Source organism: Geobacillus thermocatenulatus (genome assembly GCF_002217655.1).
GTDB classification, from domain to species: domain Bacteria; phylum Bacillota; class Bacilli; order Bacillales; family Anoxybacillaceae; genus Geobacillus; species Geobacillus thermocatenulatus.
This window is the reverse complement of record NZ_NEWK01000001.1, coordinates 1,177,914-1,200,996: the sequence shown is the minus strand read 5'-3', so window position 1 is coordinate 1,200,996 and position 23,083 is coordinate 1,177,914. Positions and strand designations below refer to the sequence as shown.

The following is a 23,083-nucleotide window of genomic DNA, read 5'->3' as shown; positions in this document are numbered from 1 at the left end:
AAAATCATTCCTCGCTTTGGACGATTTCATTATAATAACCATATCAATGATTCATTTGGGAGGGAAACCAATGGAACAAACGCTGAAAATCACAAGCGTATTGTCTGACCCGACAAGATTTCATATTTATGAATATATAGCAAAAGTGCATCGCGAAGTTTCTGTTCAAGAAATCGCAGAAACATTCCATATCCATCCAAACGTTGCCCGCTTGCACTTAACGAAGCTTGAAGACGTTCGCATGGTCGTATCGGATACGCAAAAAACGGGAAAAGGCGGACGGCCGAGCCGGCTGTATCGGCTGTCCGACGAAGTGATCGGGCTGTATTTTCCGTTCCGCGATTATCAACTCCTCGCCCGCATCGCCATTCAAACGATGGCCAAACTCGGTCCCATTGGAAGCGAGGCATTGCGTGAAACAGGAAGACGGTTCGGCCGTGAGCTTATCGCCAGCCGTTTGCCGCATAACGGCGCAGCGAGCGCGCTCACCATGGCGGACAAAATCGCCATAATGGAAGAGGCGGCCGAAGCGGCTGGATGTTTGCCGCAATTGCACTATGATGAAGAAAAAGGAGTGCTATACCTCGATATTTTCAACTGCCCATTCAAAGAAATCGCCGCGCAAGCACCTGATACGGTTTGCGGTATGCATCATTCCTTTTTGGAAGGAATGGTCGAGACGCTGTTTGCCGGTGCTGAAGTAACGGAAACGGAAAATATGATGGAAGACAGCCGTCGCTGCGCCTACCGCATCGTCATTCGTCCGTGACAGCGTCCCTTCCTTCTTTTTTGTCTGAAAAAAGCAACGGCCGGCCTTGGCTTTATTTCTTGCCCCTTGTCCGAAAGCGTTATTTACATTCCCAATCGTTGTACATTATAATAAGTAAGGACCAATGGTTTCAAACAAAGGAGGGATATAGAATGGACCGCATGTTCCGCGTGCTCGCCTTTTGGACCGGCATTTTTGCTGTCATGTTTTACCTCGGCCACATGCATACGACGTCGCTCATCTTCTTTGGGCAAACGGTGTTTTTCCTGTTCCTCGGCTTTTTAAAGCTGACCGAAAGAATGTACATTTACATTTTCGGGGCATATTTGACGATCTTCTTCGCGGCGTTTACGTATTGGACGACGTTTATGATGGTGCCCGGCATGGGCGAATAAAAAACAGGCAGAACCTCCTGCCTGTTTTTTTGCCGCTTTGACCGGAATCCCTTTTCTCCATTGCAGATCAGCGAAGGAAGCCGTTAATCGGCCGGCAAAAACTCGGGCGCTGGCCAAAAGTCGCGCGCGGCAAGACTCATCCCTTTCTGCAAGATCAGCACGTCAAAAAAGCGGCTGACGCCATCGTCAGCGATCAGCGCGCGGATCATTCGATTTTGGCGGCTTGCCGGCGAAAAGAAATCGCCGCCTTCTGAAACGTTCCATTCATGCAAAAGGCCGGCTGCGAGCAAAAACCGATCTTGGCGAATGAACGCCACTTCCTCCCACCCAGCCTGACGGGCGTACAAGCGAAGCGCATCCCATTGTACATGGCTCGTCAAGTCCATCTCCCCCGGATGGCGAAGCGGATCGGCAACAAGCCGATGACGGAAATATCCACGCAAGCTTCCATGCCGCCGCGCCGGGGCGCGCAGCTGTTCGTCCGTATAGCCATAGTCGATCGTCACCATCACCGCCTGATGAAACAGCGTCCCAACCTCGAGCCAAAACGCCTTCATCGCGAGAGGCACCTCAAGCCTTTGCCCCTCAGCAAGATCCAATCCGCGCTCTTGTAAATAGCGGACAATAGCCGGGCGGCAAAGCGGCGCCTTTTCTTCAACGAGCCGGCCATCACGGGCGGCGACAAAACATTCGTGCAAAACGCCGCCTTCCTTTACAATGACGTGAACGGGAAACGCATCAAAAAACTCATTGCTAAACACAATGCCGGAAAACGGCCCACGCTCAGCCAGCCAGCGAGAGACATCGTCATATTGCTCCACCTTCTCGGCTGCGGGTTGAAGCGTTTCGCGCTGGCGCCGGCGGTGGAACGGGCTTTGGTCGATGATCGTATACGACAAGCGGTCGTATGTATGTGGACTTTTTTTCTTCCATTCTTCCAATATCGAAAGCGCCAATCTTCCGTCTCCGCCCCCCCACTCGCAAACAGCGGGCGGCAGGCCGCTCTGTTCCACCATCCGAACCCAAAGTGAAGCAAGCGCTTTGCCAAACACCGGCGCGAATGAGCTGTTCGTAAAAAAATCGCCTTCCTTGCCGATTCTCGCCCGCTTCCGCATATAGTAGCCGAATCGTTCGTCGTAAAGAGCCATCCGCATGTAATCGGCATACGACACCCGCCCGCCCGGCGCTGCGACAATCTGTTCATACAATCGATCCATCACCATTTCTCTACCCCGTCTTCATCATTATTCCGAAAGAAGCTCCCGCTTCAAGCAAAGCGAAGTGGGAGTCGTTCACTTTTTACTGTTGACATAGTGAAAATAATCATATATTGTTATAGTAGCAGCTTAGCTATATCCCCTCCCATTATTGTGGATAGAACATCCCCCAAAAACCCTTCTTGGCGCGGCTAAGAAGGGCTTTTTGTGTGTTCCGACGCCAGGCGGCCTTCCGTTGCGCTTTTCCTTGCCCAAGGGAGCCGCCTGCGTTTGCCCGAGAGGATTGCTTGTGTGAAGCCGACGTAGACGGCTTTTTTTCTTACGAAAACCCATGCAAAAACGGATTTGCATCCATCTCTGCGGCGATCGTCGTCTCTGGCCCATGGCCTGAAAGAACGATCGTTTCCTCCGGCAGCGTAAGCAGTTCGTCATGAATGCTTTTCAACAGCTGCTGATGGTTGCCGCCTGGCAAATCCGTGCGTCCGATGCTGCCGGCAAACAGCGCATCGCCGGAAAACACAATATTGGCTTGTTTACAATAATACGAGACGCTGCCCGGGGAATGACCCGGCGTTTCGCGGACATCCAACACAAACGGACCAATGTTCAGCACCGTCGGTCCTTTCAGGCATGTCGGTTCGCAGCGGACAGCGACTGAACCGCCGAAATAAAGCGAGCCATTCAATGCCGGATCTTGCAGCCATTGTTTTTCCTTTTCGTGCACATACACTGGAATGTCCCAGCGGGCAAGCACGTCCGGGATGCCGCCAATATGATCAAAATGCGCATGCGTCAGCAAAATCGCCAACGGGGTCAGCCCTTTTTCCTCGATCCGTCGGACAAGCGCCGCGCCTTCCGCGCCGGGGTCAACGATCAGGCATTGTCGGTCTGCAGACGACAACAAGTAAGCGTTGGCCTGAATCGGACCGACAGGGATGCGCGTCCATTCCATACGATTTCCTCCTTTTCTTGGCATGTCCAATATTTAACTTTATTTTACTGTTTTTTTTCAAGCGATGGAAGAGAAAAGAGAAAGGGACCTCGACAAATGGGGGAAAAAAGATTACAATGAAAAAGAATGGACACGTTTGTACATACTGTTTCATGAGGGGGTAAAACGATGGGTACGGTCATTATTTTTGCACTTGTAACGCTGCTTGCCCTTTATGGAATGCTCCGTACATTGCGCGAGAAAAACGTGCTCGGATTTTTGTTTGGACTTGCCACTACCGCCGTATTCGGCTGGTTTACCATTATGACCATTTTGCATCATGGCATTCCAACCGGCACGCACTGAAAACGCAAGAGGCCAATCATGCCTCTTGCGTTTTTTATGCCATTTTGAGCGCTGCTAAAAACAGGCCGAGACTGTCGCGGTATATTCGTGCAAACTGCGAGAGCGGCAACGGATTGACACCCTCACCGAGCTCTACGGTGTAGCCGCGCCGCTTCCACGTTTGAATGAACCAATCGCGGTAGCCGGCATGGCTGTCAATGTAGCGAACAGCCTGGTAGCCGCTTGCCTCGGCCATCGCCTGAACCGTTGCCTTCGCCTCCGGCGGCTCGAACCCTTCATATCCCCAATAAATTTCCTTGCCTTGTGTATGAAACGCGACGACCATCGCAAAATCGCCTGACTCGGCGAGCGCCGCCATCGCTTTTGCCTCCGGCTCCGTAAGCGGGGCGAATCCTGGAAAATCACGCGGTGCCGGCGCTTTCGGCGGTTTGCGGGTCTGTTCTATTTCCCAGTTAGCTGGGAATTGATTGTTTAAATCAACGCCGCGGATGTTCGCTTTCCATTGCGAAAAGTCGAGTGATCCACCGTTGATGCAGACGACTTCGCTCCGATGCAGCTCTTCTTCCGGCGGGCCGTTCAGCACAAGATTGACACCGTCGGGATTGACCATCGGCACAACGGAAAGAGTCACTTTACGGTAATAATCAAGCACCCGATGGCCAGCAAGCTCGTCATCATTCACCAACGCCCTCGCGTACTCGTCGATGAGCGCCATGATCACGGCCGTCGTGATCCACTCATTCGCATGGAATGATCCGTTCATATGCACGCGCACCGGTCCTCGGCCGATTTGCAGTTCAACGAGCGGCAAGCCGAGAACGCTATGGCCGATCGTCCGCTGGCGCACAAATGGATAGCGACAGACGAGGGTGGTGATATCCTCCATCAAAGCGGCAAAATCGTACGGACGGACGCTGTGGACGACCGGGGACGAAATCCGCTTCGGCAACGGCGCTGTTCCGTTAATGACCGCCATCGCCCCCGGCAGCCGCCGCAGCACCTCCGTCGGCAGCGATAGACAGTCAGCGAGCGCTTCCCACGTATCGATCGGCGCGTATCCCGGGATGGCAACGATCTCTCCAGGGCGCAATCCCTCTTTGACATGCGGATTCGAATCGATGATCAGTTCCATCGGCACCGAAAACCATCGTCCATATGTTTCAAACGTATCGCCAGGCCATGCTTGAAGGTGCATGTGCCGTCTCCCCTTCCCATTTCTTTACCTTACCATATGCCGGCAAACGGCAAAAAATGAGCGCCTGGCAGGCGACAGTGCACGAATGTTCGCAAATATCTCCTTCTTCAAAGTTCGTTCCCATCTCATATATCATCCAACAATAAGAAAAGGCGCCCCAACCTTTTTGGGACACCTTCCGTTGTTTACGCGCCGACAAGCTCTTTCGCCAGCCAAGCGGCGCCGATGACGCCGGCATCGTTGCCAAGCGTCGCTAAAACAAGCTTCGCCCCAGCGGCGACGCGCGGGAACGCGAAGCGGCGGAAATGGACGGCCACGCGCTCAACAAGCATGTCACCCGCCTTGGACACGCCGCCGCCGATCACGATTTTCTCCGGATTCGTCACATTGGCGGCATTCGCCAACGCCCAACCAAGATAGTACGTTGCTTCATCGACCACTTCCAATGCCAACGCATCGCCCGCTTTGGCGGCGTCAAACACCGCTTTGGCCGTCACATCCCCGTTGCGAAGCTCACTCGGACGCTCATCTGCGGCCAATTTCTCCTTGGCGATCCGCACGATGCCGGTGGCGGACGCAATCGTTTCCAAACATCCGGTTTTGCCGCAGTTGCAACGGGCGCCGCCATCAGGGATCATCGTCATATGTCCGATCTCTCCGCCGGCGCCGTTTATGCCGCGCACAATGGCGCCGTTGGCAATCACACCGCCGCCAACGCCGGTGCCAAGCGTCACAAACAACAAATGGCGCGCTCCTCCCCCTGCTCCTTTCCACATTTCGCCAAGCGCGGCGAGATTGGCGTCATTATCGACCGAAACGGGCAGCCCCGTCGCCTCTTCCAGCCGTTGCTTCAATGGATAATTCGTCCACCCTATATTGACCGTCTCATACAACATGCCGGTTTCCTCTTCGACCGGTCCGGGGGCGCCGATGCCGGCGGCAAGCAGCCTCTCTTTCGCTCCGCCGAGCTGGGCGAGCGTCTTTTCAAGCGATCGGGCAATGTCAGCGACGATATGCTCACCGCGATTGGCGGTGTTCGTCGGAATTTCCCATTTGTGCACGATGTCACCCTCGGTGGTGACAAACGCCATTTTGATTGTCGTGCCCCCGAGGTCAATGCCTACCAACCATGGTTCCATTGCATCCTCATCCTTTTTTCATCCGTTTTTCCCGCTCCATTTGCGCTTCCTGCCGCAAAATAAACAAAGCGGCTTGCAGCTGTTTCGCATCGATCAGCTGGGACTGGTACAGCTCTTTCACTTCCTCTTCCATCAGCTCCAAATCAGCAAGCCGATCGCCCACGTAAATGATCGTGCCGAACTGCTTCAACAGCTGCTGAACGTCATATACGGTCTTCATGGCCACTCATTCTCCTTTTTTCCTCTTTTAATGTAGCGGCAAACGGACGCAGCCGTCAAGACAAAAAACGCAGGCGCTAACATCAGCACCTGCGTCAGCGGTCAGGGTCGCGCGGGTGAAGAATCGACGGCCGCCGGTTTTTGAGCGGCATCGGCGACCGGATGAGCACGTCGCGCATTGCTCGGTAGGAGAACGGGATGAATGGCCATAAGTACGGAACGCCAAATGACGTCATCCGCGCCAAAGCAAGGATCCAAACGGTGATGCCGATGACGTAACCGTACAGGCCGAACAGGCCCGACAAAATGAGCAAGGCAATGCGGACGAGCCGGTTCGCCAAGCTCATTTCATAGCTGGGCGTCGCAAACGTACCGATGGCCGTGACAGAAAAATACAAAATCACTTCATTGGAAAAGAGTCCAACTTCCACCGCGATGCCGCCGATCATCAGCGCAGCGACGAGGCCGAGCGCGGTCGCCAGCGAAGACGGTGTATGAATGGCGGCCATTCGCAGCATATCCATCCCGATTTCAATCATCAAAATTTGTGCAAACAGCGGAATGTCTCCCAATTTGGCCTTTCCCAAAAACTGAAGCGGCCCCGGCAACAGTTCCGGCTCGATCATGAGCAAATACCAAAGGGGCAGCAAAAACACCGACGCCCAAACAGCCAGAAAGCGGACGAGCCGCAAATACGCCCCGACGATCGGCTTATTCCGGTACTCTTCAGCGTGCTGCAAATGATGCCAAAACGTTGCCGGGGTAATAATGACACTTGGCGATCCATCGACGATCACAAGCACATGGCCTTCATACAAATGGGCCGCTGCCGTATCGGGGCGTTCCGTATAGCGGACAACCGGGTACGGATTCCAATGCCGGCCGGAAATAAACTCTTCCACCGTTTTCTCAGCCATAACCAGCCCGTCTGTGTCAATGGCGGCAATCGATTCCCGAACGCGGCGAACGAGTTCTGGGTCGGCGATTTCCTCGATATAGCAAATGCAAATATCGGTCTTCGAGCGCCGCGCCACCTGCACGTACTCCATGCGCAAGGAAGGGTCGCGGACGCGGCGACGGATGAGCGCGGTGTTAAAGACGATCGTCTCGACAAAACCGTCGCGCGCCCCGCGTACGACCCGTTCCGTATCCGGCTCTTGCGGCCCGCGCACCGGATACGTGCGGGCGTCAATCAAAATGATCCGCTCAACGCCGTCAACGACTAATGCCGTCGGCCCAGCAAGCACCATCGCAACCGCTTCTTCCAAGTCGTCTGTCTGTCCGATCTCGACGTACGGAAGATATTTTTTCAGGAGCTTCTCAAGCGGGTGAACGTCCAATTCGTGTTCCTCAAGCCGAGACAAATATCTCATCAAATCATGCAAAATATCGTCTTTGACAAATCCGTCAATCATAAACAGCGCCATCGCCCGGCCGCCATATTCGACGTCAAGGCGAATGACATCGAAGCTCTTGCCGACTCCAAGCCGTTCGGCTAAGTAGGATGCATTGTCGTGAAGGCGGCGGGACGCCAGGCGTTTGGGCATCTGTTTCTCCATCGCCATCCCCCTGCATCGTTTGCACTGTATACTCCCCATCATAGACAAGCATGAGGACATTCATACATAAATGTTCCTTGCGATGCATATATTGGTGAAAACCTTGTCCAATCCGGGAGGATGTCATGAAACGATGGATGATCCCCTTCATGGCGCTTGCTTTTTTCCTTGCCGCCGCGCTCGCCTCGCTGTGGGAGCACGATCAGACCGCTGAAACGATCAAGTTTTTCCCACTTGATCACGAAGCGGCGTTCATCGAAGCGAAAACATCGCTTGCGCTTGAGGGCGACAATGAACCCGGACGCTACGCGCTCCGCTGGTCAGCCGCCTCCATTTTAAACCGCCGCGCCTATTTGCGTCAGGACGTCTCGTTGTTGTTTACCGATGGCCGCTTGGCCGATGTGCTGTCGAAATGGAAAACAAACACAGATGCGATCGACATGGAAAAGACGGTCCGGATGCGGGACAGCCGCTTTTTTCAAGCCGTCTCGTTCCATCACGGCGAGCTGCATACAGGAGAGAACATCACAAGCAGCCAAACGATGTCAAGCAGCTATTTGTACGTCATTGACTCACCGTACCATCCGCGCACATCGTTCCGGCGGCCAAGAACAGATGACGAGCGCGAATGGCAGCGCGTCTTGAACAAAGCCACGAATGAATTTCTTCGTCATAAAGCGGACGAGCTGCTCACCCACTTTTCTTTGTCAAAGAAAGATTATTACGCCCTTTATTTGCCGGAGCTCGTCGCCTACACGGAACAACCGTTGCCGGGGTTGTCAACGGCCAAAACGCAAACCGTCATCGGCCGTCTTTGGGAAGGATTGTACAAGTCGTACATTCTTGGCATAAAAAAAGAGGATGGATCCATCCTCTCGCCAATCGGCAGCACGATGCCGCTCATTCTCATTCGCAAAGATTACAACAGGCTCTTCGTTCTCATTGAAGCGAAAACTGGGGAAAAAGTGATGCTCGTGCAACTTCTTTAACACATTTCGAAAAGAGGCCTCCCACTTCAAACAAAGCGAAGTGGGGGGCGTTTACCGAAATCCGATCCATAAGCCAGCGGCGACAAGCAACGCCGACACCGCCAACGCTCCCGCCTGCCGCCCTAAAGCAGTGTGTTTTGGCAAATGAACGACGCCAGCCGCCAAAAAACCGCCAACCAGTCCTCCGATATGGCCGGCGTTGTCGATGCCGGGAACAAGCAGGCCAAACAACAGGTTGACGATGATTAAACTGATGACGCTCATCCCCATCGTTCGAAAAAATAAATGCCGGTAGACAGTGCCGAAGTAAAGAAGAGCCCCGAACAGCCCGAAAATGGCTCCCGACGCCCCGGCCGATAATGATGGTGTAAACAAAAAACTCGCCAGCGCTCCGAAAAATCCAGCCGTTACGTAAATGAACAAAAAGCGAAGCGAGCCGTACAGCCGCTCAACCGTGATCCCTAAATAATACAAGGCGAGCGTGTTGGTCAGCAGATGCAAAAAACCAATATGCAAAAACATGGGCGTCAACAGCCGCCACCATTCTCCCGCCTCAATGAGCGGATTGAATTTGGCGCCGTAGTGGATCAACACATCCGGATTCGTGCTCCCGCCGCTCCATTCGAGAACCAAAAACATCGCAACCTGCACGACGATGAACAGCCGGGTGAACATCGGCTTGCCATACTCAAAAATGCGCCGTTCCTCCTCACGGCGGCGCCGCCATTCGCGGACCACCTCACGCTTTAAGCGCTCGGCGGCAACAAACGGATCGGACGTTTCCACAGGCGGCTCAAAACGGAGCGCAACACCCGTCATCTCCGCAAGCCGCGGCAGCACGTCCCCCATATTGCCGCTGTGAAGGAGGAGCGTATGAAGCACGCCATCGGACACTCCAGAGAGCGGCAACGGCTCGGCGACAAGAAATTCCCAATCGTCAACCGGCGGATACGCCATCACATAAACATTGATGACCCGGCCCGCTTTGCTGAAATTCCATCCCCTCATTTGCTGAACGAATTGCCATGTATATTCCATATCAAGGCGCAACGATCGGCTCCAATCAAAATCAGCGCGCACGAGGCGGATGAGTGTTGGGCGACGCCAATGGTTTGATTCCAGCCATACTTCATCGGCCTGCTCAGACATCCGTACGATGCGGTAGCCGCCGCGAGACAAACGCTGAACAAGCTGCCAAAACAGTACATCCATCGTTCCCATCACGTTCTCCTCTCCCTTTCCCTGGCGAGGCCAAGTCCGACAAACAGCAACAAAGCCAACTCATCGACCGTCCGGCAAACCGGAGCGAATGGGCCGGTTTTTTTCATAACCGACTTCTTCAAAAATGATTCACGGCTATTGCATCATGGACGCAACAGTTGCGAAACAAGGGCGTTGCGCACAGGAGGAATGTGGAGCGCAAATCGGACAAGTTGCTTTCGCAACGGCGGAACGCGCAATGCGAAGGCGGCCATTCGGTAGCGATAGCGGTAAGCAAGACATCCAGCGGCAACGACAAGCAGCGAGTACGACCATTTATTCATCGTTGTTCCTCCTATCATATGACATGCTCGTTATTCTTTTTCCCTTTTTCTCTCCAAATATGAAGCGGGGCGCGCCTAACGCGCCAACACGAAGGCGGCCAGCACCGCAAAGATGACGGAAAGAACGTTCACCGCATCATTGTCAAGCCACCGCCAGCCTTTCATATGAATGGTCGCCTGCCCGCAATGCCGTTTCCGCTCAGTCGTCGCCCCGCATGCCGGACAGCGGTAAGCCGCTTGCCAAGCCGCGCCAAGCCACGTATCAAACCAGCTGCCGAGCCAACCGAAAAAGGCAAGAGTAAAAACGGGTCGGACGTCGAGAAAAAACACGCCAACAGCCGCAATAAACAGTGCGCCGGCAAACGAAGCAGCCGTGCCAAGGAGCGTCACAGCCCCTGAGGTGCCGGCTTCCACCGGCCGAAAACTCGGCCAAACCCGAGGCGGCCACGGGCTTAAAGAACCGATTTCAGACGCCCAGGTATCGGCGTTCGCTGCAGCGACGGCGACAACAAACAGATCATCCCAAATCGGGTCGGGACGGACAGCGGCCAATAGCGCCAACACGGCCGGCACCCCGCCATTGGCCAACACTTGGATGGCATCGCGCCGCCCGCCTTTCGCCAATTTTTCAGACAGTTTTGCCTTGCGTTGCTTTCCGATGTGGCTAAAGAAGCTGGAGCTGACAAAAAAGCAGCCTAACACCCATATTCCGCCCCATGAAAAGCCGCATCCAACCGCTGCGCCGATGACAATGGCTACCGCCGCTCCTGATATGGACAACGAGCGCAACAGCCATCCTCCGCCGGCGGCGAGGGCAGAGACCGCGATATACCACCATTCATCGCTCACAGTGAAGAACTCCTTGATCCGTAATAATGAATTTCACCGGCACATCATGCTCCTCGGCCGGAATGTCGTCCATCACTTGAAAGGAGTAAGCCAGCGCTGCCGTCACCGCCGAAGCTCCCCGTAAATATCGGTCGTAATACCCGCCGCCATAGCCGATCCGGTAGCCGGTTTTGGCAAAACAGACCCCCGGGACAATGATGAGATCAAACTCATCGCGGTCGATCGGCGTTGTTTGGTCTTCAATCGGCTCCAACAATCCCGCGTACGCTTTTTCGAGCTGAGCAAACGACTCAAGCCGCCGAAAGGACATCGTTTTCGCCCTCGGATCACATTTTGGGACGCCGATCGTTTTTCCTTCCCGCCACGCCTGTTCCATGATCGGCAAGGTGTTGACTTCCGTCTCTCTCGACACCGTCATGGCGATCGTCCGCGCCGTTTGCCATAATGGCCACCGATATAAATGAGCGGCGATTTGCCGATCGTACCTCTCTTTTTCTGCCGCTTTAAGCTGCCGAAGCTGATTCAACATGCGCTGGCGCCATTCCTGTTTACCGTCCATCATCTTCCCCTTCCTCCCATAAAGACAAAAAGCAGCAGGAATCATCTTCCCACTGCTTACTTCGTTTCGCGGTGCAACGTGACTTTGCGATCGCGCGGGCAATATTTTTTCAATTCCAAACGCTCTGGGTTGTTGCGTTTATTTTTCGATGTAATATAGTTGCGTTCGCCGCATTCTGTGCATGCCAATGTAATGTTCACGCGCATCTTTTTTCCCTCCAAACGAGCTTTATACTTTATATAATCAGACCTTTCTATGATACCATTTTTCTTCGGCGATTTCCACCTTTAAATTTCATCTTTGTTCAATAAGAGCGCCACAAGCAGAGAACGATATGGTATAGTGAAAAGGGGAGGGATGCATGTGGTAGAATACGCAATCATCGCTTTGGCAGCTCTAGCCATTATTCTCCTTGTTCTTTCCTTTTTTGCGAAAGATGATCTGAAACCGCTCGAAGAACAAATTGATCATTTGACCGTTTCCCTGGCGCAAGAAACGTACCAGATCAAAAAGCGGCTGCAAGTCATCGAGGAGGAGCTCCTCATTCCGGAGCGGCAACGGTCCGCTTCGCTGCGGCTTGACGGATCGTTGTCGCCGGCCGATCGGCGCATCTTGTTTTTGCATAAACAAGGATTCCCGCTCGAAGACATCGCCCGTGAGACGGGGCTGACCGTTGCGGAAGTCGAGCGGGCGGTAAGGAGGTTGCGCCGATGAACAAGCGATCCATGCGTTCGTTTGCCCTCGGGTTGCTTGCATCGACAGCACTGATCGGCGCCTCGTATTACGCTTCACCCCCGGCTGCACCGACGGAAGCGGAAATCAAGACGTTTCTCAAACAGCATGGGCTTGTCGCCGTGGCGAAAGAGGAATACGACAGGCTCCGCAGCGCTCAGCCGAATGCCGCTCCGAAAGCGGCGTCCAAGCAGATGTCCGAACCATCAGGGCAAACCGTTTACGTCTATCGACTCGTTATTCAAAAAGGAGATACACCAGAGACATTTGCCCGCGAACTTGAAGAGGCTGGCATCGTTCAAAGCGCCCGCGCCTTCAACGACTACTTGGAACAACATGGGCTGACGCGCTCCATCCGCCCCGGCGTCTACAACGTGCGGAGCGATATGGACTACGCAGCGATCGGCCGTTTGATTGCCGAACCATAACGAAAGAAGGTGTCCCTCCCAAAGGACCGGGACACCTTTTCTTAAGGCTGTGTCTGCGCATCAAACAGCATTTTTTGAAAGAAACACATCTTTATTTGAAACGAACTTTTTGTCCGTCATGCCTGACGCCCTCCGTCCGCTTTTATCATCCGAACCGCCCAGCGATATAATCCGCCGTCCGTTGATCAGCGGGGCGAGAAAACAACATTTTTGTCTCGCCGTACTCAATGACTTCTCCGTTTAAGAAAAACGCTGTCCGATCAGAAATGCGAGCCGCCTGCTGCATATTATGCGTGACAATGATGATGCTGTATTTTGTTTTCAATTCGCCCATCAACTCCTCGACCTTCGCTGTCGAAATCGGATCGAGCGCTGATGTCGGCTCATCCATTAAAATGACATCGGGCTCGACGGCCAAACAGCGGGCGATGCACAGCCGCTGCTGTTGGCCGCCCGATAAACCGAGGGCATTTTCATGAAGCCGATCTTTGACTTCCTCCCAGAGCGCCGCTTGGCGCAAGCTTTTTTCGACGATCTCATCGAGCAGCCGCCGGTCGCGGATCCCATGAATGCGCGGCCCATAGGCGACGTTGTCATAAATCGACTTTGGAAACGGGTTGGGCTTTTGAAACACCATCCCCACTTGCGTCCGCAGCTGTTCAACAGGGTATGACGTGTCAAAAATGCGGCGGCCGCGATACAAAATCTCCCCTTCGAGCCGGACGTTTGGAATGAGCTCGATCATTCGATTGAGCGTTTTGATATAGGTTGACTTGCCGCATCCTGACGGGCCGATAATCGCCGTAATCTCGCGTTCATAAAAAGACAGGTGAATATGTTTTAACGCATGATGCTCTCCATACCATACGTTCAGTCCATTCGTTTCGTAAACGACCTCTTTTGTCACCAACTGAGCCGAAGGAATGTCCTCTTTTCGGCGCTCCACCACCGCCATCGTCCTCATCGGCGTGACTCCTTTCATTTCCTTCCGCCCTCACTGGCAGCGGAAGATCGAGTTTTTCCTATCATGAGCATACAAAACGATCGTTAACGCTGTGTGGACCGTATGTAAAGTTTTTGTAAACAAACATCATTTTTTTGGCTCTTCACCACAACATGCACTTGACAAACAATACGGTTTATGCAAAACGTGCTGATTTTCCCTCCCAAGCGTAAATAGGGTATGTTCAGAAAAAATCAAGTACAACTTTTGGTGAAGATCCATTTTTTTGCAAGCGCAAAAAAAGAGGCGCCTAGCTAGGCGCCTTTCCTGTCAGCGCGCATCGGCGGCCTCCGCGCCGCCTTGCACATCGAAGCTGCTCCCGCCTTCAGCGGCTCGCTTCGCTTTCAATTCAAAATAGGCGTCCAAAATGCGGCGGCCGATCCGGTCATTAATCCCGTCGCTCTCTCCTTGCGTCGCCCACGGGACAACAACAGCGAATGACACTTCTGGATCGTTGTACGGCGCATAGCCAACGAGCGTCAAGTTGTACGTTGGATCATTCCGCCGGCTTTGGATCGGTCCATCGTAAAACGCCTCTGCCGTCCCCGTTTTGCCGGCCGGCTTGTACGAAGCACTCGCAAAGTACGAATACGCCGTTCCGCCCGGCTCTTGCATCACACGGCGGAATCCTTCTTGCACCCGCTTGATGTATTCCGTCTTCATGTCAATCCGGTTGAGCACAACCGGTTCAAACTGTTTCATGATTCGGCCAAGTTTTTTTCCGTCAGCCGACGGCTCACGAATTTCTTTGACAAGCTGCGGCTTCATTCGATAGCCGCCGTTGGCGATCGTCGAGACGTATTGCGCCAGCTGCATCGGCGTATACATATCGTACTGGCCGATGGCTAAGTCAAGCAAAAATCCGCCGCGCGTGCTTTGTCCTTGGAAGCCGCTAAGTTCGTTCGGCAAATCGATGCCCGTTTTCACGCCAAGGCCGAATTGGCTGAAATAGTGGCGAATCGTCGTAAATGCCTCTGGATTGATGCGAAGCGGCGCGTGCGGACGATACGCACCGCCCCCGATGGCGATCGCTGTTTTGAACATATAGACGTTCGATGACTGCTTGAGCGCCGTCAGCTCGTTGATCGTCCCCATCGTCTTCCATGATTTTTTCACCGGGGTTCCTTTAATATACAGCGGCTCATCCTTGATATACGTATTCGGATGAAGCACCCCGGTTTGAAAGCCGGTGAGAACGGTCGCCCCTTTCACCGCCGATCCCATCGCATAGGCGGACGTGATGTTGCCGATGGCAAAGTCGACAAATTTGCCATCTTGAAGAAGCTTGCCGGCCATCGCCAACACTTCGCCCGTCTTCGGGTTCATCATGACGACAAACGCTCGGTCCAAGAGCGGCGACCGGCCTTTGCGCTTCGTCGCCAAAATCTCCTGCTGAATAATCTCTTCGACTTTTTGTTGCAATTCAGTATCGATGGTCAACACGAGGTCTTTGCCGCGCTCGCCTGGATACAATTGTTCAACCGAGATGACATTGCCCGATTTGTCGACAATGTTTTTCACTTTTGCCTTTTTGCCGTGCAGCACTTCTTCATACTGCATCTCCAAATAGCTTTTGCCGACGCGGTCATTGCGGCTGTAGTCGCGGGCTAAAAAGTAATCAAGCCGCTCGCGCGGAACGCCTTCGTCTTCTTCCGTCACACTGCCGAGCACAGAGCGGAATGTGTTGTCATACACGTATTTCCGGTCCCAATCCACCGTCGTATTGACGCCGGGCAGCTCGCTCAAATGCTCGCTGACGACCGCATATTCGCGGTCGGTCACTCCTTTGCTTTTGACCGTTTGCGGCGTCAGCGCATAGCCGCTTTCCATCTCATGTTTAATGGCGATCACTTCAAGCTCCGACTTCGAAATTTGCGCCAAATCTTGCTTGGTGATGCGGTCAAGCGTCCATTCGTACACCTTTTTGTCGATCTCTTTTTGTGTCAGCCCTTGGTCAGCGAGCTTTTTCCGTTCTTGTTCGCTCACTTTCTTTTTGGCTTCTTCCGGATGGGTCAAAATCCAATAATCTTTCATATCGCGCTCCGTCACTTTTTTCTCTGCATCGGGAATGTCGATGTATTGGGCGAGTTTCCTTGCTACGTCCAATATTTCTTCCGGCTGAGTCGTTTTGGAACGCGTGTACGTAATCGCCTTTTGCGGTGTGTTGTCGACGATCACGCGGCCGAATCGATCGTAAATTTTGCCGCGCGGCACCGGCGTGCTGACGATTTCATCCTGCGTTCGCTCCACTTCGCGCCGATAATCTTCACCGTAGACGATCTGCACGACGCCAAGGCGCAAAATCAGCGCTGAAAACAACAAGAAGACAAAGAAAAACAAAATGTTTAACCGAATCGGCACTTGCGCCCGCTTTTTCCGTTTCATCCCCCGGTCCTCCTTTCCCTCCCCCTATTGTAAAAGAAAAAGGCGGGCATGGCTAGGGAAAAACTTGGCCCCTCACACCGGCGAACGGCCTCGTTCGCCGGCCAGCTTCGGCCGAAGCAAAAGCCGCTCGCGCTCCGGATGGCCATCGGTGAAGCGAATGCGGCGGACAAACCAATAAATCACCAAATGCCCGGCTCCGCATACAAACATCAGCACGCGAATGCCAGCTTCTTCGCCAAAGAGCGCCACAGCCGCCAAAAAGGCAAGAATCGACGCCACCCGTCCGGCGTTTAAAAACAATTCGCGGACAACGATGTATTCGACGCGCGCCTCGGCCGATTTCCAGCTCTTTCCGATGACGTCAAACGTCAAGGAGGAATACGGAACAAGCAGCAATGGATACGCAATGGCGATCGTGATGGCATAAAGAATGAGGCGCGGATAGGTTGGATGGAAGACGATTAAAAAAATCGCTCCGTATAGCAACGCTCCTCCCAGCAAAATCGCTTTCATCCGATATTCACGCTTGATCAGCCGGGAGACAGCATAATAGGCGATAAACGATGTAAACGAGTTGACAAGCCCGAATTTGCCGAGCGCCCATTCACTTCCAGAAGTGACATACACAAGCACGGAAATGATAAACACAAACGTGCCTTCGCGCAATCCTTGAAAAAAGTGGGCATTCGTAATGAGCCGCCAGTTCCGGTTTTCATTCCGTTCCTTTAAAATGCGGAAAAATAAATATTTCCCCGCTGCCGGACGGCGCTTAAGGAAAAAGCTGAGCAGCACAGCGACAAGAAACAAGCCGAGCGACAGCGAGAAAACGAACGTATACCCTTTCGCTCCATGAAGAGATGAGATGATATAACCGGCGGCAATCGGCCCGATCATGCCGGCTGATGAGGTCAACACCCCGAAAAAACCGTTAAAAAAGTCGCGCGTCTCCGGTTCGGTAATTTCAAATGTCAACACGTTAAATGCCAGCCAATAAAAACCATAGCCGACGCCGAGCAGCGCACCGAGAAAAAGTAAATATTGATGGGCGCGAGAGCCGACCAACAAAACAGTGACAAAAAAAACGGCTAAACACGACACGCCAAGCCGCAAAACGAGAATGCGGTCAATTTGTTTTGCCATCCGGCCGGCGAAAATAAACGTCAGCGGCTGCATCGTGACGACCGCCAAGTTGTACAATGCCAAATCGCGAAAATCGCCGGTCTGTTTCCATAAATAAATGTTGACAAACGTGTTCGACAGGGAAACACCGAGCGCGTAAAACCCACCGATGCAAAGCAAAAGCAACAAATCGCGGTTCACTTGTTCTTGGCCGGTTAGTTTTTGGAAAAATGCCATTGCAAACTCCCCTTTTCATCTATCCGGTAGTGTGGCCGTTTCCGCAGCCTCTATGCACCCGGCGCGAAGAAAACCGCTTCTTTTGCCTGCACCCTCCGTCGCTAAAAAAAGCGGGGCGCTTTGTTTCGCCCCGCTTTGTTGATTACTTCGCTTTCGCTTCGCTGTACCGTTTCGCCACTTCGTCCCAGTTGACAATGTTCCAGAATGCGGCAATGTATTCCGGACGGCGGTTTTGGTATTTCAAGTAGTACGCATGCTCCCAAACGTCCAAGCCGAGAATCGGCGTTTTGCCTTCCATAATCGGCGAATCTTGGTTCGGCGTGCTCGTAATTTCCAGCTCGCCGTTGTTCACGACAAGCCATGCCCAGCCAGAACCGAAACGGCCAGCCGCTGCTTTCGAAAACTCGTCTTTAAACGCGGTGAAGCTGCCGAATTTTTTGTTGATCGCCTCAGCCAGCTCACCCGTCGGCTCACCGCCGCCATTTGGCGACAAAATCGTCCAGAAAAGCGAGTGGTTCGCATGGCCGCCGCCGTTGTTGCGCACCGCCGTGCGAATGCTTTCCGGAAGGGCTTCCAAATTGCTGAGCAATTCTTCGAGCGATTTGTTTTGCAAATCCGGATGCCCTTCAAGCGCCGCATTCAAATTTGTAACGTATGTGTTATGGTGCTTCGTGTGGTGAATGTTCATCGTTTCCTTGTCGATGTGCGGCTCCAGGGCATCGTACGGATACGGCAATGCTGGCAATTCAAATGGCATACCGATCTCCTCCTTTTTGGTTTATGTACACGAACGCCAACGCGTTCGTTTGAAATTAGCTTACCAAAGTTGGCACAATGTTTCAATCGATTTGCTTGTCCTCGCTTCTTGTTTACATATTTTCAACACACATATCGTCGAACCCTGTTGCGGGCGAGGGGGAACGAGCTTTTTATTTACATATTTTCAACACAACGTTGACCATTTCTTCATAATGGCAAGTTATAGTATAAAATAGCTTCCAGTTAAGGAGGAACTCAGCGAAAATGGAAACGAAACGATCAGGTTCTTTATGGAACGCCTTTCGCCTTGAGACCATTGTCATGATGGCCATGGTGCTCACAACAACGTTGTCAGCCCTTGCCATCACCTCAATCGGCTATATTCAAGGGCGCCATTCAGCGATTCAGTCGATCCAACAACAGTTGCAGCTATCAAGCGAAACGATGGTTAAAAAAATTTCTATTTTAAAAGCGACAACGACCAATGAAGCATTTTCTCCAAAACTGAATTATTCATTGACGTTAAATGAACGGAAATTCCACGCCTTACACCTTCATCCGGTGCAATTGATTGTAACGAAAACGGGAAAGACGGTGGCAAAACGGTCATCCTCGCCTAACCAAACACTGCCTGAACAGCTCGTTCGCGATATATTGAAAAAGAAGCAAGGTGTTTTGCATACAGACCAATGGCTGGCTGCATTTTCTAGTTCAAGTGATTTGCAAGGAGCGGTCTACATGATTGCCATCCCAGAAAAGGATTATTTGTGGCCGCTTTTGAAACAACAAGCAGCAAACTTAGCAGGGTCTGTCGCCGCCATCTTAGCCGTATGCCTCGCCGGATGGGGGATCATCCGCCGCGCCACTCGCCCCATTGCTTGGCTCCAGCAAGCCATGGAACGGCTTGGATCTGGCGATTGGCGGTCGCGCATCGAATGGCATGCCGCGACAAAAGATATTCTCGCCCTCACCGATGGGTTCCATCAGATGTCCAGCAATTTGGCCGTTCTGATCGAACATATGCGCTTCAGCTCTGAACAAATCGCAGCGGCTACCAACATTTTAAACCAAACATCCTCTGAGACAACAGCGGCTTCTGAACAAATCGCAGCGGCGGTGGCAGACACGGCGTACGGGGCAGAGCAACAAGCGCGCAAATCGGCTGATATCGCCTCTTTTTTTCAACAACTGGCGGATGAAATGGAACAAATGTCCTTTCGAATGGAGGAAGCCCGTCGTTCCACAGAACAAGCCCATTCCCAAGCGGAAAGCGGCAACCGACTTGTTGAGCGGGCAAGCAACGACATGGCTTACCTGCAACAATCCATTGCGAACACGATGTACACGATCGATGCGTTGAAAGACCATTCACGTCATATTGCCAGCATTCTATCCCTGATCGGAACCATCGCTGAACAAACGAACTTGCTCGCCCTAAACGCCGCCATTGAAGCAGCCAAAGCAGGGGAGCATGGCCGGGGGTTCTCCGTTGTGGCGAAAGAAATCCGGGCGCTGTCGGCGCAAACAGGACAAGCGTTGGCACAAATTCAATCCATTGTCCAAGATGTGCAAAGCCAAATCGAGGCCGCGGTTCAATCGATGAAAGAAAGCGCAAAACAACTCGATGAAACGAAAAAAACGTTCACGGAAAGCCAACAAGCCTTTGAAGAAATCACCACCATGGTGTTGCATTCATCCGCACATACGTTGCAAATTTCAGAACAATTCGCCGCTACCGAGCAGCAAATCAGCGAAATGCGTGAACATATCGCAGAGATTGCCACCGTCGCCCAACAGATCGCTTCGTCGATGGAGCAAATTTCGCATTTTACCGACAACCAGCACAATGCCATGGCTGCCATTCGTTCCGAAGCCGATGCACTAAATGAACGGGTGTTGCAATGGCGCGCCTTGCTTGAAACCTTTCATTTGCCTTCTGACTAAAGCGGGAAGACGCCCGCTTTTTCTTTGTCTCAAGTTGAATTCTTCCTCTTTCCCGGCTACAATGGAAAAGGAGACAAAGAAAGGTGTGTCTGCGATGAACGTATTCGTCCAACTGTGGAAAAGCTTATATTCTCCGAAAGACATCGCCCGCTTTCGATTTCAGGGCATTGGGAAAACGATCGGTTATTTGTTTTTGCTGACGTTGCTGTCCATTCTTCCGACGTTTTACTATTTCTCCTCGTCGCTTATGGAAGGCATCCGCACAACGAGCGCCTTATTAAATCACGAGCTGCCCGCGTTTTCGATTGAAAATGGCGAACTTCATTCGGAGGCAGCTGCGCCGATTCATATTGATCAAGACGGATTTACGATCATTTTTGACAGCACCGGCACGGTGACAAAAGAGGAAGTGGAGCGGTTTCCGAATGCGTTTGCCTTGTTAAAACATGAAGCCGTATTGGTTGCAAGCCATCAAGCGCAGCATTATAGCTATGCAACGTTTCCTGACATCAACATTACCGATCAAGATGTACGTGTCTTTATTACGGATCTAAAATCTATGCTTCCCGTTCTCATTCCGCTTTTTGGGCTCGTTTTATACGTGCTCGCCTGCGCCGGGAAATTCATCAGCGTGTGCATCTTTGCCTTTTTCGGCCTGATTTTGGCCGGCGTGCTCGACAAAACGCTGCGCTACCGCCATACATGGGTGATGTCGGCTTACGCCATTACGCTGTCGACCGTCTTTTTCACCGTGATGGAAACGGTGCAAGCGGTCGTGCCCTACGGTGCGTTGATCCATTGGTTCGTTTCGCTTGTCGTCCTCTTTTTGGCTGTCAAGGAAGTGCCATCAGCCAAACGGGAAATATAAAAAAGCTGCCTGTTGATGCAGGACAGCTTTTTTTGTGCTTACGCTGCTTTGCTTCTTTCTCCTCGTCCCCGACGCGCGCGCCGCCCCCCGGAGAAATGCCGCGCAAGCAAGGAAGAAGCGAGCCGTGCGGCCAAATTGAATAAAAGAACGGCCACCATCAATACAGCCGCCGATTTGGCCGCGATCAGCTTTGCGTCTGGGACAATGCCTTCCGAATTCAATTTCCAAATATGCACCGTCAGCGTTTCGGCCGGCCGGAACACGTTCAGCGGGTTGGCTTGGCTTGACCAATCCGCATCCCAACGAAGCATCGGAGTCGTCAGCCCAGCGGTATAAATGAAAACAGCCGCTTCGCCGAAAATGCGCCCAGCCGATAAAATGACGCCGGTGACAATTTGCGGGATGGCGGCCGGAAGCACCGCTTTGACCAACGTCTGCCAGCGCGTCGCTCCAAGGGCAAGACTCCCCTCTTTAATGTTGGCTGGAACATCCAAAATCGCCGTTTCGCAAATGCGCGTCAATCCAGGCAAATTGATGATCGTGACGGCTAACGCGCCGCCGAGCAACGTATAGCCCCAACCCGTCAAGGTGACAAACGCCAACAATCCAAACAACCCGACAACAATCGACGGCAATGATGCCATCGCTTCCAGGCAAAGGCGAATGAACCCGACGATCCGCCCTTGTTTGGCGTATTCGGCCAAATAAATTCCAGCTCCCAACGAAAGCGGAACCGACAAAAGCAATGTCACAACCAACATATAAAATGAATTGATGAGCTGCGGACCAATGCCGCCGCCCGCTTGCGTATTGCTCGGCCGTCCGAACAGAAACTCAGGTTGCCAAAATCCCGCTCCTTTCGACAACACAACGGCAAAAAAGAACATGAGCAACCCGATGACTGCAGCAGCCACCGCATAGAAAATGCCTGTCCAAACTTTATCGATCATTCGCGCTGTCATCTTATCGCTCCTTTCTCGGGCCGACCAAACGGATCACGGCAATAAAGAAAAACGAGATCAAGAGCAAAATGAGCGCCAATGTCCATAACGCGTTGTTCCATGGTGTTCCGTTGATCGTATTCGCCATATCCATCGTCAATACACTGGTTAACGTCGCCGTCGGGCTGTCAAGGCCTGAAGGCAGCTTAATCGTATTGCCGATCACCATCTGCACGGCAAGCGCCTCGCCAAACGCCCGCGCCAAGCCGAGAACGACGCCGGTGGCAATCCCGGCTTTCGCCGCCGGAACAATGACGCGGGAAATCGCCTGCCAACGCGTAGAGCCAAGCCCGTATGATGCTTCCATATACGCCATCGGGACATTGGCCAAGGCGTCGGCCGCAATGCTGGTGATGGTCGGCAAAATCATCATACTAAGGACGATGATCCCCGCAAGCAGACTAAAGCCGGAGCCTCCGAACCATTCGCGCAAGAGCGGAACGAGAATCGTCACCCCAAGCCAGCCATACACCACCGACGGAATGCCGACAAGCAGCTCCAGCACCGGCTTGAGCAACGAAACGAACCATTTGGGAGCGATAAAGTTCATGAAAATCGCCAACGCCAACGCGATCGGCGCACTGATCAACAAAGCGCCAAGCGAGACGAGCATCGAGCCAACAATAAAAATGAGCGCCCCATACTTCGGCGGCGTGCCGTTTGGATCCCATTGGGCCGAAAGCAACATGTCGGAAAGCGAGAGACCGCTGTCCGTAAAGGACTGAATTCCCTTTACCGCTAAGAAGATGATCATCGTCACCGTAATCAGAACGATCAGCCAGCCGGAGATGACCGCAAACGTGCGGCCGATGTACTCTTCAAGCCAGCGATTCCGCCGTTTCGTATGCATTTGTTGCATGGCTTCATCCCTCCATT

General features: G+C 52.8%; 25 protein-coding genes. 8 read left to right on the top strand and 17 right to left on the bottom strand.

Features of this window, described 5'->3' with window-relative positions:
* The first annotated feature begins 70 nt into the window (after window positions 1-70).
* Entirely contained in the window at window positions 71-769 is a 699-nt protein-coding gene (locus tag B9L19_RS06085; protein WP_025948948.1) for a helix-turn-helix transcriptional regulator, read from the top strand.
* 152 nt (window positions 770-921) lie between these two features.
* On the top strand, window positions 922-1,164 hold the full coding sequence (locus B9L19_RS06080; protein WP_008879854.1) for a DUF2626 family protein: 243 nt from the start codon (window positions 922-924) through the stop codon (window positions 1,162-1,164).
* 83 nt (window positions 1,165-1,247) lie between these two features.
* Here the strand turns inward: B9L19_RS06080 and B9L19_RS06075 are convergent, their stop codons facing one another.
* Window positions 1,248-2,381, bottom strand: a complete 1,134-nt coding sequence (locus B9L19_RS06075; RefSeq protein ID WP_047752795.1) for a class I SAM-dependent methyltransferase — start codon at window positions 2,379-2,381, stop codon at window positions 1,248-1,250.
* Between the two features lie 319 nt (window positions 2,382-2,700).
* Window positions 2,701-3,333 carry an MBL fold metallo-hydrolase gene (locus B9L19_RS06070; RefSeq protein WP_025948946.1) on the bottom strand — a complete coding sequence of 211 codons (633 nt, stop codon included), beginning with the start codon at window positions 3,331-3,333 and terminating at the stop codon, window positions 2,701-2,703.
* Window positions 3,334-3,501: 168 nt separating this feature from the next.
* On the opposite strand from B9L19_RS06070, the gene B9L19_RS06065 reads away from it, so the two are divergent.
* Window positions 3,502-3,678: a DUF2759 domain-containing protein gene (locus B9L19_RS06065; protein WP_011231921.1), complete on the top strand. Its 177-nt coding sequence runs from the start codon at window positions 3,502-3,504 to the stop codon at window positions 3,676-3,678.
* A 34-nt stretch (window positions 3,679-3,712) separates the two neighbouring features.
* On the opposite strand, the gene B9L19_RS06060 is transcribed toward B9L19_RS06065, so the two are convergent.
* From B9L19_RS06060 to B9L19_RS06045, 4 genes are all read right to left on the bottom strand, one after another.
* On the bottom strand, window positions 3,713-4,873 hold the full coding sequence (locus B9L19_RS06060) for a M14 family metallopeptidase (protein ID WP_047752792.1): 1,161 nt from the start codon (window positions 4,871-4,873) through the stop codon (window positions 3,713-3,715).
* Between the two features lie 185 nt (window positions 4,874-5,058).
* Entirely contained in the window at window positions 5,059-6,012 is a 954-nt protein-coding gene (locus B9L19_RS06055; RefSeq protein WP_025948944.1) for an ROK family glucokinase, read from the bottom strand.
* A 7-nt stretch (window positions 6,013-6,019) separates the two neighbouring features.
* Window positions 6,020-6,232, bottom strand: a complete 213-nt coding sequence (locus B9L19_RS06050; RefSeq protein WP_025948943.1) for a YqgQ family protein — start codon at window positions 6,230-6,232, stop codon at window positions 6,020-6,022.
* Window positions 6,233-6,326: 94 nt separating this feature from the next.
* Complete coding sequence (locus tag B9L19_RS06045) at window positions 6,327-7,790, bottom strand: spore germination protein (RefSeq protein WP_025948942.1); 1,464 nt, start codon at window positions 7,788-7,790, stop codon at window positions 6,327-6,329.
* A gap of 125 nt (window positions 7,791-7,915) precedes the next feature.
* Here B9L19_RS06045 and B9L19_RS06040 point away from each other — a divergent pair, with 125 nt between their 5' ends.
* The gene (locus B9L19_RS06040) at window positions 7,916-8,779 is read left to right on the top strand and encodes a hypothetical protein (RefSeq protein ID WP_025948941.1); all 864 of its coding nucleotides are present in this window, start codon (window positions 7,916-7,918) and stop codon (window positions 8,777-8,779) included.
* 51 nt (window positions 8,780-8,830) lie between these two features.
* On the opposite strand, the gene B9L19_RS06035 is transcribed toward B9L19_RS06040, so the two are convergent.
* The 5 genes from B9L19_RS06035 to rpmG all read right to left on the bottom strand — a co-directional run bounded on the left by B9L19_RS06035 (window position 8,831) and on the right by rpmG (window position 11,937).
* A complete protein-coding gene (locus B9L19_RS06035; protein ID WP_033024012.1) occupies window positions 8,831-10,000 on the bottom strand; it encodes a rhomboid family intramembrane serine protease in 1,170 nt (389 codons plus the stop codon).
* A gap of 143 nt (window positions 10,001-10,143) precedes the next feature.
* Window positions 10,144-10,323 carry a hypothetical protein gene (locus B9L19_RS06030; protein ID WP_025948939.1) on the bottom strand — a complete coding sequence of 60 codons (180 nt, stop codon included), beginning with the start codon at window positions 10,321-10,323 and terminating at the stop codon, window positions 10,144-10,146.
* A gap of 75 nt (window positions 10,324-10,398) precedes the next feature.
* Window positions 10,399-11,172, bottom strand: a complete 774-nt coding sequence (locus B9L19_RS06025) for a DUF92 domain-containing protein (protein WP_025948938.1) — start codon at window positions 11,170-11,172, stop codon at window positions 10,399-10,401.
* Window positions 11,162-11,734 carry a 5-formyltetrahydrofolate cyclo-ligase gene (locus B9L19_RS06020; protein ID WP_033024011.1) on the bottom strand — a complete coding sequence of 191 codons (573 nt, stop codon included), beginning with the start codon at window positions 11,732-11,734 and terminating at the stop codon, window positions 11,162-11,164. The genes B9L19_RS06025 and B9L19_RS06020 overlap by 11 nt, the downstream gene beginning before the upstream one ends.
* Window positions 11,735-11,787: 53 nt before the next feature.
* Window positions 11,788-11,937: a 50S ribosomal protein L33 gene (gene rpmG, locus B9L19_RS06015; RefSeq protein ID WP_011231931.1), complete on the bottom strand. Its 150-nt coding sequence runs from the start codon at window positions 11,935-11,937 to the stop codon at window positions 11,788-11,790.
* Window positions 11,938-12,094: 157 nt separating this feature from the next.
* On the opposite strand from rpmG, the gene B9L19_RS06010 reads away from it, so the two are divergent.
* Both B9L19_RS06010 and B9L19_RS06005 read left to right on the top strand, forming a co-directional pair.
* Window positions 12,095-12,445, top strand: a complete 351-nt coding sequence (locus B9L19_RS06010; protein WP_047752790.1) for a sigma factor-like helix-turn-helix DNA-binding protein — start codon at window positions 12,095-12,097, stop codon at window positions 12,443-12,445.
* Window positions 12,442-12,891, top strand: a complete 450-nt coding sequence (locus B9L19_RS06005) for an endolytic transglycosylase MltG (RefSeq protein ID WP_015375407.1) — start codon at window positions 12,442-12,444, stop codon at window positions 12,889-12,891. Before B9L19_RS06010 ends, B9L19_RS06005 begins: the two co-directional genes overlap by 4 nt.
* Window positions 12,892-13,036: 145 nt before the next feature.
* Here the strand turns inward: B9L19_RS06005 and pstB are convergent, their stop codons facing one another.
* The 4 genes from pstB to sodA form a co-directional block, all read right to left on the bottom strand.
* A complete protein-coding gene (gene pstB / locus B9L19_RS06000; RefSeq protein ID WP_128733412.1) occupies window positions 13,037-13,846 on the bottom strand; it encodes a phosphate ABC transporter ATP-binding protein PstB in 810 nt (269 codons plus the stop codon).
* Between the two features lie 318 nt (window positions 13,847-14,164).
* Window positions 14,165-16,279: a peptidoglycan D,D-transpeptidase FtsI family protein gene (locus tag B9L19_RS05995; protein ID WP_089113874.1), complete on the bottom strand. Its 2,115-nt coding sequence runs from the start codon at window positions 16,277-16,279 to the stop codon at window positions 14,165-14,167.
* A 72-nt stretch (window positions 16,280-16,351) separates the two neighbouring features.
* A complete protein-coding gene (locus B9L19_RS05990) occupies window positions 16,352-17,635 on the bottom strand; it encodes an MFS transporter (protein ID WP_047752784.1) in 1,284 nt (427 codons plus the stop codon).
* A 142-nt stretch (window positions 17,636-17,777) separates the two neighbouring features.
* On the bottom strand, window positions 17,778-18,392 hold the full coding sequence (gene sodA / locus B9L19_RS05985; protein ID WP_011231937.1) for a superoxide dismutase SodA: 615 nt from the start codon (window positions 18,390-18,392) through the stop codon (window positions 17,778-17,780).
* Window positions 18,393-18,658: 266 nt separating this feature from the next.
* On the opposite strand from sodA, the gene B9L19_RS05980 reads away from it, so the two are divergent.
* Complete coding sequence (locus B9L19_RS05980) at window positions 18,659-20,338, top strand: methyl-accepting chemotaxis protein (RefSeq protein ID WP_089113873.1); 1,680 nt, start codon at window positions 18,659-18,661, stop codon at window positions 20,336-20,338.
* A gap of 94 nt (window positions 20,339-20,432) precedes the next feature.
* Window positions 20,433-21,206 carry a DUF1189 domain-containing protein gene (locus B9L19_RS05975; RefSeq protein WP_025948931.1) on the top strand — a complete coding sequence of 258 codons (774 nt, stop codon included), beginning with the start codon at window positions 20,433-20,435 and terminating at the stop codon, window positions 21,204-21,206.
* 38 nt (window positions 21,207-21,244) lie between these two features.
* Here B9L19_RS05975 and pstA read toward each other — a convergent pair whose 3' ends face one another.
* A complete protein-coding gene (gene pstA / locus B9L19_RS05970) occupies window positions 21,245-22,168 on the bottom strand; it encodes a phosphate ABC transporter permease PstA (protein WP_047752783.1) in 924 nt (307 codons plus the stop codon).
* Window position 22,169: 1 nt separating this feature from the next.
* Window positions 22,170-23,066, bottom strand: coding sequence for a phosphate ABC transporter permease subunit PstC (gene pstC, locus B9L19_RS05965; protein WP_089113872.1), 897 nt, complete (start codon window positions 23,064-23,066; stop codon window positions 22,170-22,172).
* Window positions 23,067-23,083: the final 17 nt, after the last annotated feature.

Excerpts from the sequence above, each read along its gene's own strand:
- B9L19_RS06085 (WP_025948948.1), top strand. The coding sequence starts at position 71 with ATGGAACAAACGCTGAAAATCACAAGCGTATTGTCTGACCCGACAAGA.
- B9L19_RS06080 (WP_008879854.1), top strand. The coding sequence starts at position 922 with ATGGACCGCATGTTCCGCGTGCTCGCCTTTTGGACCGGCATTTTTGCT.
- B9L19_RS06075 (WP_047752795.1), bottom strand. The coding sequence starts at position 2,381 with ATGGATCGATTGTATGAACAGATTGTCGCAGCGCCGGGCGGGCGGGTG.
- B9L19_RS06070 (WP_025948946.1), bottom strand. The coding sequence starts at position 3,333 with ATGGAATGGACGCGCATCCCTGTCGGTCCGATTCAGGCCAACGCTTAC.
- B9L19_RS06065 (WP_011231921.1), top strand. The coding sequence starts at position 3,502 with ATGGGTACGGTCATTATTTTTGCACTTGTAACGCTGCTTGCCCTTTAT.
- B9L19_RS06060 (WP_047752792.1), bottom strand. The coding sequence starts at position 4,873 with ATGCACCTTCAAGCATGGCCTGGCGATACGTTTGAAACATATGGACGA.
- B9L19_RS06055 (WP_025948944.1), bottom strand. The coding sequence starts at position 6,012 with ATGGAACCATGGTTGGTAGGCATTGACCTCGGGGGCACGACAATCAAA.
- B9L19_RS06050 (WP_025948943.1), bottom strand. The coding sequence starts at position 6,232 with ATGAAGACCGTATATGACGTTCAGCAGCTGTTGAAGCAGTTCGGCACG.
- B9L19_RS06045 (WP_025948942.1), bottom strand. The coding sequence starts at position 7,790 with ATGGAGAAACAGATGCCCAAACGCCTGGCGTCCCGCCGCCTTCACGAC.
- B9L19_RS06040 (WP_025948941.1), top strand. The coding sequence starts at position 7,916 with ATGAAACGATGGATGATCCCCTTCATGGCGCTTGCTTTTTTCCTTGCC.
- B9L19_RS06035 (WP_033024012.1), bottom strand. The coding sequence starts at position 10,000 with ATGGGAACGATGGATGTACTGTTTTGGCAGCTTGTTCAGCGTTTGTCT.
- B9L19_RS06030 (WP_025948939.1), bottom strand. The coding sequence starts at position 10,323 with ATGAATAAATGGTCGTACTCGCTGCTTGTCGTTGCCGCTGGATGTCTT.
- B9L19_RS06020 (WP_033024011.1), bottom strand. The coding sequence starts at position 11,734 with ATGATGGACGGTAAACAGGAATGGCGCCAGCGCATGTTGAATCAGCTT.
- rpmG (WP_011231931.1), bottom strand. The coding sequence starts at position 11,937 with ATGCGCGTGAACATTACATTGGCATGCACAGAATGCGGCGAACGCAAC.
- B9L19_RS06005 (WP_015375407.1), top strand. The coding sequence starts at position 12,442 with ATGAACAAGCGATCCATGCGTTCGTTTGCCCTCGGGTTGCTTGCATCG.
- pstB (WP_128733412.1), bottom strand. The coding sequence starts at position 13,846 with ATGGCGGTGGTGGAGCGCCGAAAAGAGGACATTCCTTCGGCTCAGTTG.
- B9L19_RS05995 (WP_089113874.1), bottom strand. The coding sequence starts at position 16,279 with ATGAAACGGAAAAAGCGGGCGCAAGTGCCGATTCGGTTAAACATTTTG.
- B9L19_RS05990 (WP_047752784.1), bottom strand. The coding sequence starts at position 17,635 with ATGGCATTTTTCCAAAAACTAACCGGCCAAGAACAAGTGAACCGCGAT.
- sodA (WP_011231937.1), bottom strand. The coding sequence starts at position 18,392 with ATGCCATTTGAATTGCCAGCATTGCCGTATCCGTACGATGCCCTGGAG.
- B9L19_RS05980 (WP_089113873.1), top strand. The coding sequence starts at position 18,659 with ATGGAAACGAAACGATCAGGTTCTTTATGGAACGCCTTTCGCCTTGAG.
- B9L19_RS05975 (WP_025948931.1), top strand. The coding sequence starts at position 20,433 with ATGAACGTATTCGTCCAACTGTGGAAAAGCTTATATTCTCCGAAAGAC.
- pstA (WP_047752783.1), bottom strand. The coding sequence starts at position 22,168 with ATGACAGCGCGAATGATCGATAAAGTTTGGACAGGCATTTTCTATGCG.
- pstC (WP_089113872.1), bottom strand. The coding sequence starts at position 23,066 with ATGCAACAAATGCATACGAAACGGCGGAATCGCTGGCTTGAAGAGTAC.